Origin of the sequence: Streptomyces microflavus (assembly GCF_014650075.1) — a bacterium.
Taxonomy (GTDB): domain Bacteria; phylum Actinomycetota; class Actinomycetes; order Streptomycetales; family Streptomycetaceae; genus Streptomyces; species Streptomyces microflavus.
On record NZ_BMUG01000002.1, the window covers coordinates 160,814 to 178,610 of the forward strand.

At 69.5% G+C, this 17,797-nt stretch carries 15 protein-coding genes and 1 tRNA gene; 10 read left to right on the plus strand and 6 right to left on the minus strand.

Features of this window, described 5'->3' with window-relative positions:
- Positions 1 to 3: 3 nt before the first annotated feature.
- Both bagA and bagB read left to right on the plus strand, forming a co-directional pair.
- A complete protein-coding gene (gene bagA, locus IE264_RS05750; RefSeq protein WP_015609455.1) occupies positions 4 to 978 on the plus strand; it encodes an ATPase BagA in 975 nt (324 codons plus the stop codon).
- Positions 975 to 2,417: an ATPase BagB gene (gene bagB, locus IE264_RS05755; RefSeq protein WP_106973123.1), complete on the plus strand. Its 1,443-nt coding sequence runs from the start codon at positions 975 to 977 to the stop codon at positions 2,415 to 2,417. The genes bagA and bagB overlap by 4 nt, the downstream gene beginning before the upstream one ends.
- Positions 2,418 to 2,471: 54 nt before the next feature.
- Here bagB and IE264_RS05760 read toward each other — a convergent pair whose 3' ends face one another.
- A complete protein-coding gene (locus tag IE264_RS05760; RefSeq protein WP_015609457.1) occupies positions 2,472 to 2,822 on the minus strand; it encodes a WhiB family transcriptional regulator in 351 nt (116 codons plus the stop codon).
- Between the two features lie 632 nt (positions 2,823 to 3,454).
- Here IE264_RS05760 and IE264_RS05765 point away from each other — a divergent pair.
- Complete coding sequence (locus IE264_RS05765; protein ID WP_032758732.1) at positions 3,455 to 5,710, plus strand: transglycosylase domain-containing protein; 2,256 nt, start codon at positions 3,455 to 3,457, stop codon at positions 5,708 to 5,710.
- Positions 5,711 to 5,841: 131 nt separating this feature from the next.
- Here IE264_RS05765 and IE264_RS05770 read toward each other — a convergent pair whose 3' ends face one another.
- Entirely contained in the window at positions 5,842 to 6,306 is a 465-nt protein-coding gene (locus IE264_RS05770) for a GatB/YqeY domain-containing protein (RefSeq protein WP_015609459.1), read from the minus strand.
- A gap of 79 nt (positions 6,307 to 6,385) precedes the next feature.
- Here IE264_RS05770 and IE264_RS05775 point away from each other — a divergent pair, with 79 nt between their 5' ends.
- From IE264_RS05775 to IE264_RS05795, 5 genes are all read left to right on the plus strand, one after another.
- Positions 6,386 to 7,324, plus strand: a complete 939-nt coding sequence (locus tag IE264_RS05775) for a metallophosphoesterase (protein ID WP_032758733.1) — start codon at positions 6,386 to 6,388, stop codon at positions 7,322 to 7,324.
- Positions 7,325 to 7,458: 134 nt separating this feature from the next.
- Positions 7,459 to 7,532, plus strand: a tRNA-Pro gene (locus IE264_RS05780).
- A gap of 93 nt (positions 7,533 to 7,625) precedes the next feature.
- Positions 7,626 to 8,096 (plus strand): hypothetical protein, encoded by a 471-nt coding sequence (locus IE264_RS05785; RefSeq protein ID WP_032758735.1) that lies wholly within the window; start codon positions 7,626 to 7,628, stop codon positions 8,094 to 8,096.
- A 386-nt stretch (positions 8,097 to 8,482) separates the two neighbouring features.
- Entirely contained in the window at positions 8,483 to 9,766 is a 1,284-nt protein-coding gene (locus IE264_RS05790) for a DNA sulfur modification protein DndB (RefSeq protein WP_032758736.1), read from the plus strand.
- Positions 9,767 to 10,164: 398 nt separating this feature from the next.
- A complete protein-coding gene (locus tag IE264_RS05795) occupies positions 10,165 to 10,971 on the plus strand; it encodes an SGNH/GDSL hydrolase family protein (RefSeq protein WP_032758737.1) in 807 nt (268 codons plus the stop codon).
- 82 nt (positions 10,972 to 11,053) lie between these two features.
- Here the strand turns inward: IE264_RS05795 and IE264_RS05800 are convergent, their stop codons facing one another.
- Together IE264_RS05800 and IE264_RS05805 are read right to left on the minus strand one after the other, a co-directional pair.
- Entirely contained in the window at positions 11,054 to 11,464 is a 411-nt protein-coding gene (locus IE264_RS05800; RefSeq protein WP_190167586.1) for a nuclear transport factor 2 family protein, read from the minus strand.
- 59 nt (positions 11,465 to 11,523) lie between these two features.
- Complete coding sequence (locus IE264_RS05805) at positions 11,524 to 12,366, minus strand: class I SAM-dependent methyltransferase (protein ID WP_015609505.1); 843 nt, start codon at positions 12,364 to 12,366, stop codon at positions 11,524 to 11,526.
- Positions 12,367 to 12,490: 124 nt separating this feature from the next.
- Between IE264_RS05805 and IE264_RS05810 the strand changes: the two genes are divergently transcribed.
- The gene (locus tag IE264_RS05810) at positions 12,491 to 14,329 is read left to right on the plus strand and encodes a S9 family peptidase (RefSeq protein ID WP_051821914.1); all 1,839 of its coding nucleotides are present in this window, start codon (positions 12,491 to 12,493) and stop codon (positions 14,327 to 14,329) included.
- A gap of 62 nt (positions 14,330 to 14,391) precedes the next feature.
- Positions 14,392 to 15,285 carry an SURF1 family protein gene (locus tag IE264_RS05815; RefSeq protein ID WP_032758739.1) on the plus strand — a complete coding sequence of 298 codons (894 nt, stop codon included), beginning with the start codon at positions 14,392 to 14,394 and terminating at the stop codon, positions 15,283 to 15,285.
- A gap of 116 nt (positions 15,286 to 15,401) precedes the next feature.
- Here the strand turns inward: IE264_RS05815 and IE264_RS05820 are convergent, their stop codons facing one another.
- The gene (locus IE264_RS05820) at positions 15,402 to 16,793 is read right to left on the minus strand and encodes a hypothetical protein (protein WP_190167587.1); all 1,392 of its coding nucleotides are present in this window, start codon (positions 16,791 to 16,793) and stop codon (positions 15,402 to 15,404) included.
- Positions 16,790 to 17,452 (minus strand): SigE family RNA polymerase sigma factor, encoded by a 663-nt coding sequence (locus IE264_RS05825; protein WP_176143989.1) that lies wholly within the window; start codon positions 17,450 to 17,452, stop codon positions 16,790 to 16,792. The genes IE264_RS05820 and IE264_RS05825 overlap by 4 nt, the downstream gene beginning before the upstream one ends.
- Positions 17,453 to 17,797: the final 345 nt, after the last annotated feature.

Consider the following 17,797-nt stretch of genomic DNA (forward strand, 5'->3'; position numbering starts at 1 on the left):
TACGTGAGCAGGTTCCAGGTCGTCAGCGGCAAGGGTGGTACCGGTAAGACCACGGTCGCCGCCGCCCTCGCGCTCGCCCTCGCGACCGAGGGCAGGCGCACCCTCCTCGTCGAGGTCGAGGGCAGACAGGGCATCGCCCAGCTCTTCGATTCCGACGCGCTTCCCTATGAGGAGCACAAGATCGCCGTCGCGCCGGGCGGCGGCGAGGTGCACGCGCTGGCGATCGACGCCGAGCTGGCGCTCCTCGACTACCTCCAGATGTTCTACAAGCTCGGCAGCGCGGGCCGGGCGCTCAAGAAGCTCGGCGCGATCGACTTCGCCACCACCATCGCGCCCGGGGTCCGGGACGTCCTGCTGACCGGCAAGGCGTGCGAAGCCGTACGCCGCAAGGACAAGCAGGGCCGGTTCGTCTACGACTACGTGATCATGGACGCGCCTCCGACCGGCCGCATCACGCGCTTCCTGAACGTCAACGACGAGGTCGCGGGGCTGGCCAGGATCGGCCCGATACACAACCAGGCCCAGGCCGTGATGCGGGTCCTGAAGTCCCCGCAGACCGCGGTGCACCTGGTGACCCTCCTGGAGGAGATGCCGGTCCAGGAGACCGCCGACGGCATCGCCGAACTGCGCGCCGCCGACCTCCCCGTGGGCCGCGTCATCGTGAACATGGTGCGCCCGCACCTGGTCGACGAGGAGACCCTGCGCACCGCCGCGAGCGGGCGCCGCAAGGAGATCGCCAAGACGCTGACCCGCGCCGGGGTGACGGGCTCCGCCGCCCTCGTACGGCCCCTGATCGAGCAGGCGGCCGAACACGCCCAGCGCGTCGGCCTGGAGCGCGAGCAGCGCGCCGTGCTGGCCGGGCTCGGGCTGCCGACGGCCGAGCTCCCGCTGTTCGGCGACGGAGTGGACCTCGGCGCGCTGCACGACCTGGCCGCGGAGCTCCGTAAACAGGGCGTAGGCGAAGGGGCGGACACATGACGCAGACCATGGACCACATCCCGGAGCCGGCCCCCGGGCTGGACACCGACGCGCTGCTCGACGACCCGGGCATCCGGATCATCGTCTGCTGCGGCTCCGGCGGCGTCGGCAAGACCACGACGGCCGCCGCCCTCGGCGTACGGGCGGCCGAGCGCGGCCGGAAGGCCGTCGTCCTCACCATCGACCCTGCCCGCCGGCTCGCGCAGTCCATGGGCATCGACCAGCTGGACAACGTCCCGCGCCGGGTCGACGGCATCGGCGGCGAGGGCGAACTGCACGCCATGATGCTCGACATGAAGCGGACCTTCGACGAGACCGTGGAGGCACACGCGGACGCGGACAGGGCCCGCGCGATCCTGGAGAACCCCTTCTACCAGTCCCTGTCCTCCGGGTTCGCCGGTACGCAGGAGTACATGGCGATGGAGAAGCTCGGCCAGCTGCGGGCGCGCGACGAGTGGGACCTGATCATCGTCGACACCCCGCCCTCACGCTCCGCACTGGACTTCCTCGACGCTCCGAAACGGCTCGGCTCGTTCCTGGACGGGAAGTTCATCCGCCTGCTGATGGCGCCCGCGAAGGTGGGCGGCCGGGCCGGGATGAAGTTCCTCAATGTCGGTATGTCGATGATGACCGGAACGCTGGGCAAGCTGCTCGGCGGTCAGTTCCTGCGGGACGTGCAGACGTTCGTCGCCGCGATGGACACCATGTTCGGCGGCTTCCGAAGCCGCGCGGACGCCACGTACAAGCTGCTCCAGGCCCCTGGTACGGCATTCCTCGTGGTCGCGACCCCGGAGCGGGACGCACTGCGTGAGGCCGCCTACTTCGTGGAGCGGCTGGCGGCGGAGGACATGCCGCTGGCCGGTCTCGTCCTCAACCGGGCGCACGGCAGCGAGGCTTCCCGGCTCTCCGCCGAGCAGGCTCTGGCCGCCGCAGAAAATCTTGACGACGCCCGCATTGTGGATCAGACGGCCGGGAAGGCTGGCTTTGGTGACCAGGAGGCCCCCGACCCGGCGGTCACCGACCCCGCAGCCACCGCGCCGTCGCTCTCCCCCGAGCACGAGCAAGAGCACGAGACCGAGCACCGGACCCCGTACAAGAACACCGAGGACCAGGATCACGAGGACACGCACGAGCCGCACGCGAAGAACACGACCGACGGCACCCCCGACATCGTCGGCACTGCCGAAGCACCTCTGCAGCCTCCTCAGCCCTTGCACGTCGACGAACTGACGGCAGGTCTGCTGCGTCTGCACGCCGAGCGCATGCAGGTCGTCGCCCGCGAACAGCACACACGCGACCGCTTCACCGAGCTGCACCCCGAGGTCCCGGTGACCGCGGTGGCCGCACTGCCCGGCGATGTGCACGACCTGGACGGCCTGCGGGCCATCGGCGACCGCCTCGCGACCGGCTCCGCCCCGGCTCCGGCCGGAGCGGCGTAGACCTCCCGCAACATCCTCCCGCGGCACCCTCCTGGGGTGCCCTGCCGGAGCGACCTACCCCACAGCGGCGTACGTCTCGTGCAGTTCGTCGTCCTCCAGCCCGATCACCGCGGGCAGAATGCCGGTGGACCGCTCGTACTCACTGCGTGCGGTCTCCAGCAGACGACGCCACGACGTGACGGTGGGCCGGCGACGCAGCAGTGCGCGGCGCTCCCGCTCCGTCATCCCACCCCACACGCCGAACTCGACGCGATTGTCCAGCGCGTCGGCCAGGCACTCGGTCCGCACCGGGCATCCGGTGCACACCGCCTTGGCCCTGTTCTGCGCTGCCCCTTGTACGAACAGTTCATCCGGATCGGTAGTGCGGCAGGCTGCCTGCGCACTCCAGTCGGTTACCCAGCCCATGCCGGCGCCGTCCTCTCCCGAATCGAGGCTCCCCCACGGCGGTAGCGGCATATTCACCGCTGCCAGTTGAGGACGTTACGGAAGGTGGGGACAGCACAACACCCCCTTCGGGCCCAATCTTGAATGGTCCGAACGGACTATGCGTATGCGGCAGATCACCCAGGGGAGTGAGGGGAAGACATGCGCGACTAACTCCGCGAAAACGGGACAGTACACCCGAATGGCAACGGACGTTCAGTGACACACGGGGCGTTTTCGGGAGCGCCGCGATGTGCGATTCACCTGTACGTCGGCCGGGAGAAGAATGACCAGAAGAGGTGCATGGGGCTGCAGGGGGGTTGATACGGAACCGGACTGCTGTGACAGTTGAGAGCAGCTTAGGCCAAGGCCTGCATGCCTGTCCGGCGAATGAGAACGTAGGCGCCTCACATCGCTGTGTCGTTTCGCTGTGGCGTTTGCCGTGCCGCCTTCCGCACCGTCTGCCACGGGGTCTTCCGCACCGTCTGCCGTGCCGTCTTCCGCACCGGGTCCGCAAGCGCCACCCGCACCCGGATGTCACGGTCTGGTACGCGAACGCTCCGAGAGGCCCCTGCTCCTACAGAACGCTCATAACTACGGATTAGGCTGCCCCCATGCCAAAGAAGCGCTCGGGCGGGGGTCTCACCACGACCCAGCAGGCCGCCAAGTTCCTCGGTGTCGCCGCGCTCTCCGGAGCTGTCCTGGCAGGCATCGCGCTGCCCGCAGCCGGAGCGTTGGGGCTCGCCGCCAAGGGGACGGTCGAAGGTTTCGACGAGATCCCCTCCAACCTCAAGACTCCGCCGCTCAGCCAGCGGACCACGATCCTGGACCGCGACGGCGGTGCGATCGCGACGGTCTACTCGCGCGACCGGACCGTGGTCCCGCTCAAGGACATCTCCCCGTACATGCAGGACGCGATCATCGCGATCGAGGACTCCCGCTTCTACGAGCACGGGGCGGTCGACCTCAAGGGCATCCTGCGCGCGATGAACCGCAACGTGCAGGCCGGCGGGGCCGCGCAGGGCGCGTCGACCCTCACCCAGCAGTACGTGAAGAACGTCTTCGTCGAGGAGGCGGGCGACGACCAGGAGAAGGTCGCGCAGGCCACCCAGCAGACGCTCGGCCGCAAGGTCCGCGAACTGAAGTACGCGATCCAGGTCGAGGAAGAGCTCGGCAAGAAGAAGATCCTGGAGAACTACCTCAACATCACGTTCTTCGGTCAGCAGGCGTACGGCGTCGAGGCCGCGTCGCAGCGGTACTTCTCCAAGCACGCCAAGGACCTGAAGGTGGAGGAGGCCGCGCTGCTCGCCGGCATCGTCCAGTCGCCGACCCGCTACGACCCGGTCAACGACACGGAGGAGGCCACCAAGCGCCGTAACACCGTCCTCGCCCGGATGGCCGCCACTCGCGCCATCACGCAGGCCGAGGCCGACAAGGCCATGGAGACCCCGATCAAGCTGAAGGTCCGCAAGCCGAAGAACGGCTGCATCACGGCCGTCAGCGGCTCCGGGTTCTTCTGCGACTACGTACGCAAGACGATCCTGACGGACCCGGCGTTCGGCAAGACCGAGGAGGAGCGCTCCAAGCTCTGGAACCTCGGCGGGCTCACCGTCAAGACCACGCTCGACCCGCGCGCCCAGCAGGCCGCCAACGAGGCCGCGACCGCGAGGGTCAACAAGGACGACAAGTTCGCGGCGTCGGTGGTGCAGGTGGAGCCGGGCAGCGGCAAGATCCTCTCCATGGGCCAGTCCCGCCCGTACGGCCTGGACCAGAAGCAGAACGAGACCGTGCTCAACCTCGCCGTCAGCAACAAGATGGGCGGCAGCACGTACGGCTTCCAGGTCGGCTCGACGTTCAAGCCGTTCACCGCGGCGGCGGCGCTGGAAAAGGGCATCACCCCGGCGACGTCCTTCTCGACGGACTGGAAGATCACCCTCAAGGAGCAGGACTTCCGGAACTGCACCGGCTCCCCCGCGGGCTATGCCGACTGGCCCCTGCAGAACGAGCTGGAGTCCGAGAAGGGCTCCTGGGACATGACGAGCGCGCTCGGCAAGTCCATCAACACCTACTTCGCGCTGCTGGAGCAGAAGGCCGGCCTGTGCGAGACCGTGGAGATGGCGAAGAAGGTCGGCTACGAGCGCGGTGACGGCAAGAAGATCGTCGAGGCGCCCTCGATCACCCTCGGCAGTGAGGTGAGCACCCCTCTCTCCATGGCCGGCGCGTACGCCGCGTTCGCCAACCGGGGCACGTACTGCACGCCGATCGCCATCGAGTCGATCACCGACCCGAACGACAAGAAGATCAAGGTCCCCGAGACGCAGTGCTCGCGGGCGATGAGCGAGAACACCGCGGACACCATCAACCAGATGCTCAAGGGCGTCGTCGAAGACGGCACCGGTACGCAGGCCGGGCTGAGCGACCGGGACAACGCAGGCAAGACCGGTACGACGAACGACCGCAAGGACGCCTGGTTCGTCGGGTACACGCCGAACCTCTCCACCGCGGTCTGGGTCGGGGACGACATCGGCGAGAAGAGCTCGATGTTCAACGTCACCATCGGCGGCCAGTACTACGACAAGGTCTGCGGTGGCTGCCTCCCCGGACCGATCTGGAAGATCGCCATGACCGGCGCGCTGAACGCCTCCGAGACTCCGCAGTTCAACCCCGTCTCCGTCCCCCGGGCGAAGCCGAAGAAGGACAAGGAGAAGGAGGGCGGCGACCGTGACGGTGACCGTGGCGACGACGACGGGGACCGCGAGGACGGCAAGCCCGGCGGCATCCAGCTCCCGCCCGGCCTGATCGGCGGCGCCGGCGGCGGTGGCGGCGATCAGGACCAGGACCGGCGGGGCGGCGGCAGGTCCGGCCCCTGACATGCTCGTACAAAAGGGGGCGCCCCGGTCCGTCGACCGGGGCACCCCCTTTTTTTCCACGTCTGTACGGGCCTCAGCCCCGCGAGGAGCTTTGTACGGGCCTCAGCCCCGCGAGGAGCTTTGTACGGGCCTCAGCCCGCGAGGAGCTTCTTCACCGCGGCGGCGACCCGGCCGCCCTCGGCGAGACCGGCCACCTTGGGGTTGACGATCTTCATAACGGCGCCCATGGCGCGCGGCCCCTCGGCTCCGGCGGCCTTCGCCTCTTCGACGGCGGACGCCACGATCGTGTTCAGCTCGTCGTCGGTGAGCTGCTTGGGCAGGTAGCTGTCGAGCAGCTCGCCCTCCGCCTTCTCCCGCTCCGCCTGCTCGGCCCGGCCGCCCTGGGCGAACGCCTCGGCCGCCTCACGGCGCTTCTTGGCCTCCTTGGCGATCACCTTCTGCACCTCGTCGTCGGAGAGCTCGCGCGCGGACTTGCCGCTGACCTCTTCCTTGGTGATCGCGGTGAGGGTGAGCCGAAGGGTGGACGAGGTCAGCTCGTCGCGCGCCTTCATGGCCGTGTGGAGGTCTTCCTTGAGCTTGGACTTGAGCGTGGTCATGCCGTGATTGTGACAGGTGCGGGGTGCCCGCCGCCCTCCGGTTTTCCGCGCATCCCACCGTGTCTGCGACGATGGACACATGCGCGCACGCTACGGAGTACCCCTGAAAGTCACGGCAGTCGGCGCAGCGGTCGGGGCTGCCGGCCTCGCCTACGCCGCCGGATTCGAGGCCCGCTCGTTCCGCCTGCGGCGGGTGACGGTTCCCGTACTCCCGCACGGTGCACGGCCGTTGCGCGTCCTCCAGGTTTCCGACATCCACATGGTGAGCGGCCAGCGCAAGAAGCGCGCCTGGCTCCAGTCGCTGGCCGGGCTGCGCCCCGACTTCGTCGTGAACACGGGCGACAACCTCTCCGACCCGGAGGCGGTTCCCGAGGTGCTGGACGCGCTGGGCCCGCTGATGGAGTTCCCGGGGGTGTACGTCTTCGGCTCCAACGACTACTACGGCCCGAAGCTGCGCAACCCGGCGCGCTATCTCCTGGAGAAGGTCCAGGGCAAGCACGGCCTCAACGGCAACGAGCCCGCGGTCGGTGTCGTGCACAACCCGTGGGAGCCGATGCGCGACGCCTTCGACGAGGCGGGCTGGCTGAACCTGTCGAACACCCGCGGCCGGCTCAAGCTGGACGGTATGGAGGTCGCGTTCACGGGCCTGGACGACCCGCACATCAAGCGCGACCGTTACGCCGAGGTCCAGGGCGGCCCTACGAGCGGCGCCGACCTCTCCATCGGCGTGGTCCACGCCCCGTACCTGCGCTCCCTGGACGCCTTCACGGCCGACGGCTACCCCCTGATCCTGGCGGGCCACACCCACGGCGGCCAGCTGTGCATCCCCTTCTACGGAGCCCTGGTCACCAACTGCGACCTGGACACCGACCGGGTCAAGGGCCTGTCCAGCCACACGGTGGGCGACCACCGCGCCTACCTCCACGTCTCCGCAGGTTGCGGCACCAACCGCTACACCCCGGTCCGCTTCGCCTGCCCGCCCGAGGTCACACTGCTGACGCTCACGGGGCGGGCGTGAGGGGCGGGGCCGGGGGCAGGGCTGGGCGCCGGACCCGGCCGAAGGCCGCAGGCCCCAGCACCGGAGAAAGCGGATTTCGCCTCCGGCCGCAGGTGGGCTAAAGTAATCGATGTCGCCGGGAGACCGGTGGGCATCGGGGTGTAGCGCAGCTTGGCAGCGCGCTTCGTTCGGGACGAAGAGGTCGTGGGTTCAAATCCCGCCACCCCGACAGCTAAGCAGCAGGTCAGAGGGCCGGTACTGATTCCAGTACCGGCCCTCCGGCTTTGCGTGTGAAACCGACGTCACCTGTGATGATTCACCGATGTTGAACGTCACCGGCGCGTACGACGCCGAAAGTGCGGCTCTCCTGCTGACCACGATGCACCGGCTGCAGAAGCAGCTGGAGGATTTCACCTCTCAGCTCCACATCGCCTACGACTTCGGGAAGGATTCTGGGCTGGTACATGACATCGTGATCGAAAAGCACGATGCGGGACCTGAAGTGCGGCTCCACCACCTCTTCGGCTTCTTCGCGGAGGGTGATTCGGACGTCAGTGAGCTGCGGTTCTCGGCAGGTCTGACCATCACCTCGGCCGGGTGCATCGCTGAAGCCATGGTGGATGTCGACCTTGAACGCCCCCTGGGAGAGTTCGGCGCCGGTGTCCACACTCTCCATGCTGAGCGGATCGACCACCTTTCCCTCATGGACGCCCTGAGCCGTCTGGAGGAGCAGGTCACGGCGCTCTGCACCGCGGACGATGTCCCGAACCGTCTGGGTCTCGCCGCGCGGTGATCGCGGTCGTCTCCTGGGCGGCACCACAGCAGGTCGCAGCGTGGCGATGCCGTACCACCTGAGCCAGGTTCGGTCGCGGTGAGCTGAAGGCAATCACTCGCGTTTCCGTCAGTGGCCTCCTGAAGCGGCGCCTTCCCGATGACCAGCGGCAGCTACCGGCCGGCGCAGGCCACCAGAGCTCGGCCACTCCTGCATGCCGGCCTGCGGGCTGCGCCCGGTCTCCCACACAGCAGGCGGCGCCCCGGCTGCGATTACCAGATAAGTGGGCACCTTGCGCTGTAAATACTGGATTATGCAGCAAATCTGATGGTTGGTTGGGCACGCGATCATTCTCCGTGCTTGAGTGCGTTGCGTAGCAAGTCACCTTTTCTTGAAGGAAGTTACCTTTGAGCATCACTGTCGACTCGTCGCGCCTCTCTCTCGTGCGCGAGGAGTCCACCTATCTGGCGATCCGCACCAGCCAAGGCGGCCGGACCGTCTACACGACACGCATTCCGCTCGCCGACCTCTCGGTCATCCTCACCATCCCCGACCCGGCCAAGCCGGACCCGGACAACCGCAAGGTGGACATCAGCCACGCCAAGGGCTTCGGCCAGTACCTTGCCGACAACCCTGGATGGGTGGCTCCGGCCCTCCTCATCCGCGACACGGGCGGGTGCCGCTTCGAGCCGATCAGTGAGGACGGCTCAGTCGGCTACCTCACCGTCCCGTGGCCCATCGGCGGCATCGGCCGCCTGATCACGATCGATGGCCAGCACCGCATCCTCGGGGTCCACCTGGAGAAGAAGCGCATCACGGACGAGGTCTCACGCATCGACCGGGAGATCCACCGCGCCAACGAGGCCAAAAAGGCGAAGCTGGAGCAGGACCGCGAGGCCCTGATCGGGCGAATGCAGCGACTCAAGGACGAGTTCGTCGGCATCGACATCTATGTGGAACGCGACGGCGTCAAGGGTCAGCAGATGTTCGTCGACGTCGCGGACAACGCCAAAGGCATCTCGGGTGCCGTCCGGGCCCGCTTCGACACCTCGCGCATCGCCAACCGCACGCTCAGCGACATCGTCACCCACCCCCTCTTCCTGGGCAAGGTCGACATCGAGCGGGACCGGATGACCCTGACCAACCGCAACCTGATGGGCGCCAAGCACGTCGCCGACATCACCCGGGCCGTCATTGCCGGACCAGGTGGCCGCGTCAGCAAGAAGGTCGAGTCGCTGACCGACAACGAGGTCATCGAGAGCGTCCGAAGCTTCCTGGATGTCCTCTCCATCGCTTTCACCGCGCTTGCAGAGATCACCGAGGAGGACGTGGACAACTACGACCCCTCGCTCTCCGAGAAGAAGAAGAACGAGCCTCCGGCGCCGCCCACCAAGGCCATGAGGCTGCGCGATTCCTCGCTCCTGGGCTCGGTGGGCATGCTCCGCGTCCTGGGCGGCGCCTACCGCAACCTGCGGGAGGACGGAGCCGAAGACGGTGACATCCAGGAGTTCTTCAAGCGGCTCGACCGGCACATGACCGCTCCTGTCACCGAGGACAGCATCTGGCGTACCACGGCTGCGAACGAGGACTTCGAGCCGAAGGCCTTCGCGCCGATCATGCGACAGCAGAACGTTGTGCACCTGACCAAGGTGATCACGGACTGGTACAAGAAGGCCCCGGCGGCCATCTGATCCGCCGACAGCACCAGGGCCCCCTCCACATCTCACGCGGAGGGGGCCCTGGTCTCTCAACGTACCGGACGGATAACCGCCGTGGACGTGCCCGCCCAGGCACACCGGGGTTGAGCCGTTCGGTTGGACTTGGGTGCGGGGAGGGGGCTTTCGGTGTCCCTCGTGCGGGGGGAATCGATGCGGGGGCAGGGGGCTGTGGGCGCACAATAGTTCCTCGAACTTGGCTGTTCCGGCACGGAGTTGAGGGTTTATCTACGCGCGGAGCATCGGGCCCCGATCGATCATCCGGGCATATCAGACGACTTCTTGCGCGGGCATTACCGGTGGGTACCGCGAGCTGCTAGAAACTGCATCGCTCCTTCAACCCCCACTCCCCCCACTTCGAAGGATCGGCAGCCATGTCCGTACGCAGGTTCTGGGCATCCCTATCCACTCTCGCACTCGCCGCCGCGGCCTCTCTCGGTGTTGCCGGGGCCGCCGTCGCGGCGGACTCGGCCGCGGTCGGCGGCTATGTCGCGCTCGGTGACTCCTACTCCTCCGGTGTCGGTGCCGGGGACTACCTCCCCGACAGCGGCGACTGCCGGCGCAGCGCCAATGCCTATCCGCAGCTGTGGGCGGCGGCGAACTCCCCCACCTCGTTCGCCTTCGTCGCCTGCTCCGGCGCCACCACCGCCTCCGTCGCCAGTGGCCAGCTCGGGGCCCTGGACGCGTCGACCGCGCTCGTCAGCGTTACGGCCGGAGGCAACGATGTCGGGTTCGCCGACGTCATGCAGGACTGCGTTCTCGGGAGCGAGGCCACCTGCATCAGCAGCGTGAACACCGCGGTCGGCAAGATGAACAACTCCCTGCCCGGGAGCCTTGATTCGCTGTACGGGAGCATCCGCTCCGCAGCGCCCTCGGCGCAGGTCGTCGTCCTCGGCTATCCGCGCTTCTACCAACTGTCGGGCAGCTGCATCGCGGGGCTCACCGAAGCCGAGCGGACCGCGATCAACGACGCGTCGGACGTACTGAACGGGGTCCTCGCCAAGCGGGCCGCCGATGCCGGGTTCACCTTCTCCAGCGTCGTCGACGAGTTCACCGGGCATGAGCTGTGCTCCGGTGACGCCTGGATCCACAGCGTGACCGTGCCCATCCAGAACTCGTACCACCCCACGATCGCAGGGCAGTCGGGCGGCTATCTGCCGGCCTTCCGGTCGGCGGTGTAGCGGACACGAGCGCCGGTACGGAGGTGGCTCGTCGGGTGATCCGGCGGGCCGCCTTCGGGCGTTCGGAGCCCAGGGGCTCAGTTCAGTACCGCTCCACCAAGTGTTCGCGGCCTGCCGGGGGTTCGTACGACTCCGGCCAGAAGTCCGTCACGCCGGTGATCTGGCCGCGGTCGTCGAAGGTGAAGAAGTGGATGGCGTGCATCTCCTCCGCGCCGACCGTGAACTCGGTCCGTGCGGCGGCCTGTCGGCCCTCCGCGTCCGCAACGATCCGCTCGATCCGGACGTGCCAGTCGCCCGGGTACTCCTCGTTGAACCGGACGTAGCGTTCCTTGCCGTGGATACGTTCCCGGGTCTGCGGCAGCTCGTACACCAGATCGTCGGCCAGGGTCGCCGCGAAGGCGTCCCAGTCGCGGGCGTCGGCCGTCGTCCAGTACGTCTCCACCGCTGCGCGCAGGGCGGCCGTGGTGATGGTCCTGCTGCTCTTGTCCGTCATGGGAATGAGTGTGGCGTGCGGCACTGACAATCGCCCGGAGAGCCGCCGCTGAGCTGTGGTCATGCCTCGTGCGGCTTGGGGCGCGTCGCCTTCAGCGAGTACATCAGCGGGATCCTCGGGCGGTCCGACGGGAAGCGGTAGTGGCCGTCCGTGCCACGCTCCAGCGTGCCGAAGCGGGGGAAGAGCGTGGCGTCGTGCTCGCGGAGGAACTCGATCCGCAGGCCGGCCGCCGCCAGCGCCGTCACCACCTCGCCCACCGGGTGCTGCCACTCGACGCTGCGGTTGTGCACGGTCGGCGCGTCGAAGTCGGCGTACGTCCCGGGGGTCTCGTCCACCCAGGCCTCACGGCTGAAGTAGTCGTGGGTGACGACCGAGCCGGTCCCGTCGTCCAGCGTGTCGGTGAGGGGGTGGAACTCCGCCAGATAGAGGAATCCCCCGGGCGCGACCAGCGAGGCCGCGGTCTCCGCCCAGCGCTCGATGTCGGGCAGCCAGTTCAGCGCACCGGTGCCCGTGTAGACGATGTCGTACGAGGAGTCGGGGACGGCCGTCGGGGCGTCGTACACATCGGCCGTCACGAACGCCGCTCGGTCCGGGCCCAGGCCCAGCGATTCCGCGAGGCCCCGGGCGGTCTCCACAGCGGGCTCGGAGAAGTCCAGGCCCACCACCTGCGCGGCGCCGTGCCGCGACCAGGACAGGGTGTCCAGGCCGATGTGGCACTGGAGGTGCAGGAGGGTCTTCCCCGTGACGTCGCCGACCTCGGCGAGCTCGAATGGGCGCAGCGCGTCCTTGCCCGCCCGGAACGCCTCCAGGTCGTAGAAGTCGCTCGCCACATGTATCGGCACGCGCTCGTCCCAGCGTGCACGGTTGGCGTCCTGCCAGTCGTCCGGCGTCGGGGAGTACATAACCGGAAAGTTACCCACAGGGCGGGAGGGGCGCGACTGGATATCCACAGGCGGAAGGGTCCGGTCATATCTTCGGAAGGGGGTTGTGGACAGGCTTCTCCGGCCGGGCGCGGGATCGGGTTGGATGGAGGGCATGAGCGAATCAGAGAACGTCTCGACCATGCCGGAGTGGGAGCAGCGGTTCCGCGCGCCCAGGGTGTCCCTGCCCGACTGGGCCGAGGACGCGCCTGACCGCTCGCTCTTCGTCTCCAACGCCACCGGGACCTACGAGTTGTACGCGTGGGACCGTGCGAGCGGGCAGCAGCGCCAGGTGACCGACCGGCCCAACGGGACCACCGACGGCGTGCTGACGCCGGACGGTGAAGCGATCTGGTGGTTCAGCGACACCGACGGCGACGAGTTCGGCGTGTGGATGCGCCAGCCCTTCGGAGGCGGGGAGGACGAGCCCGCCGCCCCGGGCCTCGCGCCCTCGTATCCGGCGGGCCTCGCCATCGGGCGCGACGGGTCCGCGGTGATCGGCCGTTCCACCGACGAGGACGGGACGACCGTCCATCTCGTGCGGCCGGCAGGGGGTGCGGGGAGTGGTGGCGAGTCCGTCGAGATCTACCGGCATCGGGAGTCCGCCGGGGTCGGGGACCTGTCGCACGACGGGACCCTCATCGCGCTGGAGCACACCGAGCACGGCGACGCCATGCACTCCGCGCTGCGCGTGGTGCGCCCGGACGGTTCCACGGTGGCCGAGCTGGACGACACCGAGGGCGGTACGAAGGAGCTCGGGCTCGCCGTGCTGGGCTTCGCGCCGGTGGCCGGTGACACCCGGCTCCTCGTCGGGCACCAGCGCCGGGGCCGCTGGGAGCCGATGATCTGGGACCCGGTCGCGGGCACGGAGACCGCGCTCCCCGTCGATCTGCCCGGTGACGTGGGTGCCGAGTGGTATCCGGACGGCTCCGCCCTGCTCATCGAGCACAGCTTCGAGGCCCGCAGCGAGCTGTGGCGGTACGAGCCGGGGGCCTCGGGCCCCGTGCGCGTGGAGACCCCCGCCGGGACGGTGTCCGGTGCCACGGCCCGGCCGGACGGCACGGTGGAGTACCTCTGGTCGTCGGCCGCGCAGCCGCCCGTGGTGCGGTCGACGAGCGGTGCGGTGGTCCTGGACCCGCCGGGTGCCAAGGCCCCGGCGTCGGTGGCCGTCGAGGACGCGTGGGTGGAGGGGCCGGGCGGCCGGATCCACGCCCTCGTGCAGAAGCCGACGGGGGACGGCCCGTTTCCCACCGTCTTCGAGATCCACGGCGGGCCCACCTGGCACGACAGCGATGCCTTCGCCTCCGGCCCGGCGGCCTGGGTGGACCACGGCTTCGCCGTCGTACGGGTCAACTACCGGGGCTCGACCGGGTACGGCCGCGCCTGGACGGACGCGCTCAAGCACCGGGTCGGCCTGATCGAGCTGGAGGACATCGCGGCCGTGCGGGACTGGTCGGTCAAGTCCGGGCTCGCGGACCCGCAGCGGCTGGTCCTGGCCGGCGGGTCCTGGGGCGGCTATCTCACCCTCCTCGGCCTCGGCACCCAGCCCGATGCCTGGGCGCTGGGGCTGGCCGCCGTTCCCGTCGCGGACTACGTCACGGCGTACCACGACGAGATGGAGGCCCTGAAGGCGATGGACCGCACGCTGCTGGGCGGCACTCCGGAGGAGGTGCCCGAGCGTTTCGAGGCCTCGTCGCCGCTGACCTACGTCGACGCGGTGCGCGCCCCCGTCTACATCTCGGCGGGCGTCAACGATCCTCGGTGCCCCATCCGTCAGGTGGAGAACTACGTGGACCGTCTGGCGGCGCGCGGCGCGGTGCACGAGGTCTACCGGTACGACGCCGGGCACGGCTCGCTGGTGGTGGAGGAGCGCATCAAGCAGGTGCGGCTGGAGCTGGAGTTCGCCCTGAAGCACCTGGGGGGTGGGGACGTCCTGGGGGCGTAAGAGGCGGATAAAAGGGCGACCCCGCTCCGGGGGGCCGGAGCGGGGAACCGTACCTTGGAGGGGTGTACCGGTTCCTGCTGACCCCGCGATGGTGGGGGATCAACCTCTTCGTCGTGCTGGCCATCCCGTTCTGCGTGTTCATGGGCACCTGGCAGCTCGGCCGCTTCGAGGACCGTGTGCAGTCGCACGAACAGGCGGAGAAGCAGCCCGATCCGAGCACCCGGGCCGCGAAACCGCTGGACGAGCTGCTGCCCGTCGACAAGGTGACGTCCGGCCGCCCGGCCATGGCGACCGGGACGTACGGCGACCAGTTCCTGGTCCCCGGCCGTGAACTGGACGACCGCCAGGGGTTCTACGTCCTGAACCTGCTGCGGACCGAGGGGGGCAAGGCCCTGCCGGTGGTACGGGGCTGGCTGCCCGGTACCGCGAGCGGTGCCCGGGTGCCCGCCGCGCCGCAGGGCGTGGTCACCGTGACCGGGGACCTCCAGGCCTCCGAGAACATCCACAGCGACGGCGTCGACGCCAGGGGCGGGCTCCCCGAGGGCCAGCTCGGCATGATCAGCGCCGCGGCCCTGGTGAACCTGGTCGACTACGACGTGTACGACGCCTGGGTGACGCTTCCCGAGGCGGAGGCGGGCGGTGCGGGCGGCGCGATGAAGCCGGTGCCCGCCGCCGCCCCGGCGGGCAGCGGTCTCGACCTGAAGGCGTTCCAGAACCTGGGGTACACGGGTGAGTGGTTCGTCTTCGCGGGCTTCGTGTTGTTCATGTGGTTCCGGCTGGTCCGCCGCGAGGCCGAGGCCGTCCGCGATGTCGCCCTCGGGTTGGTCCCGGAGGCCGGTCCGGCGGACGGCCCGGAGGGCGGGGAAGCCGGTCCGGAGGGCGCCGGTGCCTCGCAGGGCGAGGCCGCCGCGCAGGACCTCGCGGGCAGGACTCCGGAGACCGCTCAAGGTTCGTAGGCGCGGCGCGGCCGGGTAGAGCAGGGCAGGGCGGGGCAGCCCGCGGCCGTTGCGGCCTCGCTCCGGGACTTTCCCGAGGCTGTCGCGGTCTCGGCTCGCTCCGGGACTTTGCGGGGCTACGAGGTGGCCAGGACGCCCGTTCGGTAGATCGTGCCCGAGCAGGCGTTGTTGATCTTCGTCTCGGCCGTGGGGGCGCCCGTCTCCGGTGTGTGCGTCACGGCGATGCTGCCGTCCACCGTGCCGCCGTCCCGGTGCAGCGACTGCGCCTCGGGGCCGGACTGGCCGGAGCCCTCGCCCGTCGATCCCCCGGTGCCGTCCGCCGACGGTGTGGGGGTGGGTGAGGGAGCCACGGTCGGGCAGGTGTCGGCCGGCACCCAGGCGAACTGCACCTCGTACGCCATGGAGGGCTTCAGCAGCACCGTGCCCGGCTCCCGCGAGGGGTCGGGGAGGCCGGGGGCCGCATCGCCGGCCGTGTGCTGGATGACGTTGATCTTGAGCGGGTCCGCGGCGCCCAGGGCGGTGAAGCCGACGGTGCCGTTGCTGCTGACCGTGCAGTCCGCCCCGGACACGTTCGCGATCTTGAAGCTGCCGTACACCCGTCCCTCGGCGTCCGGGGAGCCCGCTCCCGCGGAGGCGACGCCGAGCTGGCCCGGGTCGCACACCGGCAGGGCGGCGAGATCCACGCTCGGGGGCACGGGGGCCCCGCCTGTCGCGGCTCCGCCCTCCGGGTCGTCGGCGTTGTCCGACGAGGGGCTGCCCGACGGGTCCGGTTCGCCGGTGCCGCCCCGGCTCTCCTGGTCGGTGGGCTCCGCGGTCCGGTCGCCCGGCGCCTGGGGGCCGGGCTCCTCCCCGTTGCCGCCCTGCGCCTGCTCGCCATGTCCGGCGATGGCGGGAAGCGCGGTGGACGGACCGTCCGAGTTCGCCACGTGCACGAAGGCGGGGACCGCGGTGCCGATGAGCAGCGCCGCCGCAGCCGCGCCGACGACGGCCTGGCGTCGGCGGGCGCGCCGGGCGGGAACCGCGCGTTGCAGATGTTCAAGGGTTCGGTCGGAGGGTTCGAGGTCGCCCACGGCGCCGTGCAGCATCCGGCGCAGGACCACCTCGTCCAGCTCGCCGTCGGCGCCCATGCCCATGCCCGTACCGGTGTCCGTACCGGGGCCCGTGCCAGTACCGACGCCCGTGCCCGTGCCCGTACCGGCATTGTCGGCGCCAGGGCCGTCACCCGTTCCGCGCCCGCGCCGGCCGCCCCCGAAGATGTCGGTGAGCGTACCGGCGGCGCTCTCCGCACCGCTGCCGTCAGCGCCATCCGCTCGCGGCGCAGGCGACGGCGCCGGTTCCGGCCCCGGTTCCGGTTCCGGGCTCTCGTCCGGCTCGCGTTGCGCGCCCTCGTCGTGCGGACCGTCCGGGCGATCCGGGTCGGCGTGCGGGGTCTTCTCGGGCCCGTGGTTCACAATTCCGTTTCCCGTCGGGTCATTCTCGTGCCTGTGCTCGTGCCGGTGCCCGCTCATGCCTGGGCCTCCATCACGACGCGCAGCGCCGCGATACCGCGGGAACCGTACGCCTTGACGGAGCCCAGCGAGATTCCCAGCGTCTCCGCGACCTGGGCCTCCGTCATGTCCGCGAAGTACCGCAGCACCAGCACCTCGCGCTGACGCCGCTGGAGCCCCTTCATGGCCTTGATCAGCGCGTCCCGCTCCAGCTGGTCGTAGGCGCCCTCCTCCGCGCTCGCCATGTCCGGCATCGGCTTGGACAGCAGCTTCAGCCCGAGGATGCGGCGGCGCAGCGCGGAGCGCGAGAGGTTGACGACGGTCTGGCGGAGGTACGCGAGGGTCTTCTCCGGCTCCCGCACACGGTTGCGCGCGGAGTGGACGCGGATGAACGCCTCCTGCACCACGTCCTCGCAGGACGCGGTGTCGTCCAGCAGCAGGGCCGCGAGGCCGAGCAGCGAACGGTAGTGGGCGCGGTAGGTCTCGGTGAGGTGGTCGACCGTGGTTCCTGCTGCCACCGTCTCGTCAGCACCCCCGCGCTGCGAGGGCAGTTGAGCCGGGCGTGCAGCGGGCATGGGCGCGATCACCGGCATGCCGCCGGGCGCGCGGGGCCGCCGGAGCGGACGCACGGTCGCGCCTCGCAACGGGCCCACCACTGTGATGTCGAGAACCTCTGCCACGCCTGTTGGACACGCTGCCCCCCGTCAGGGTTGTACGCGTACGGCGCCACGTTCGGCGCTGTGCGACATGCCCTCATACGTACCTGCTCTTCCCCGAATGCCCCGTAAATGCGTCCCCGTCACGCAAGAAGTGACGGCATAGACGCTGCCCGGCCGACGTGCGGTTGCAGAAGGCCGGGAGATCATCGTCGGATATGACAACGCCCCAGCTCAAGAGGTTCAGACCAGGTAATTGCTCATAGGGCGTTCACAGATCCTACAAAACAGGTTCGATGAATCCGAAAGCGATCGGGGCGGATCAGGGCCGATCAGGGCCCGCGCGCACCGGCCAGGGGGTGATCGGGG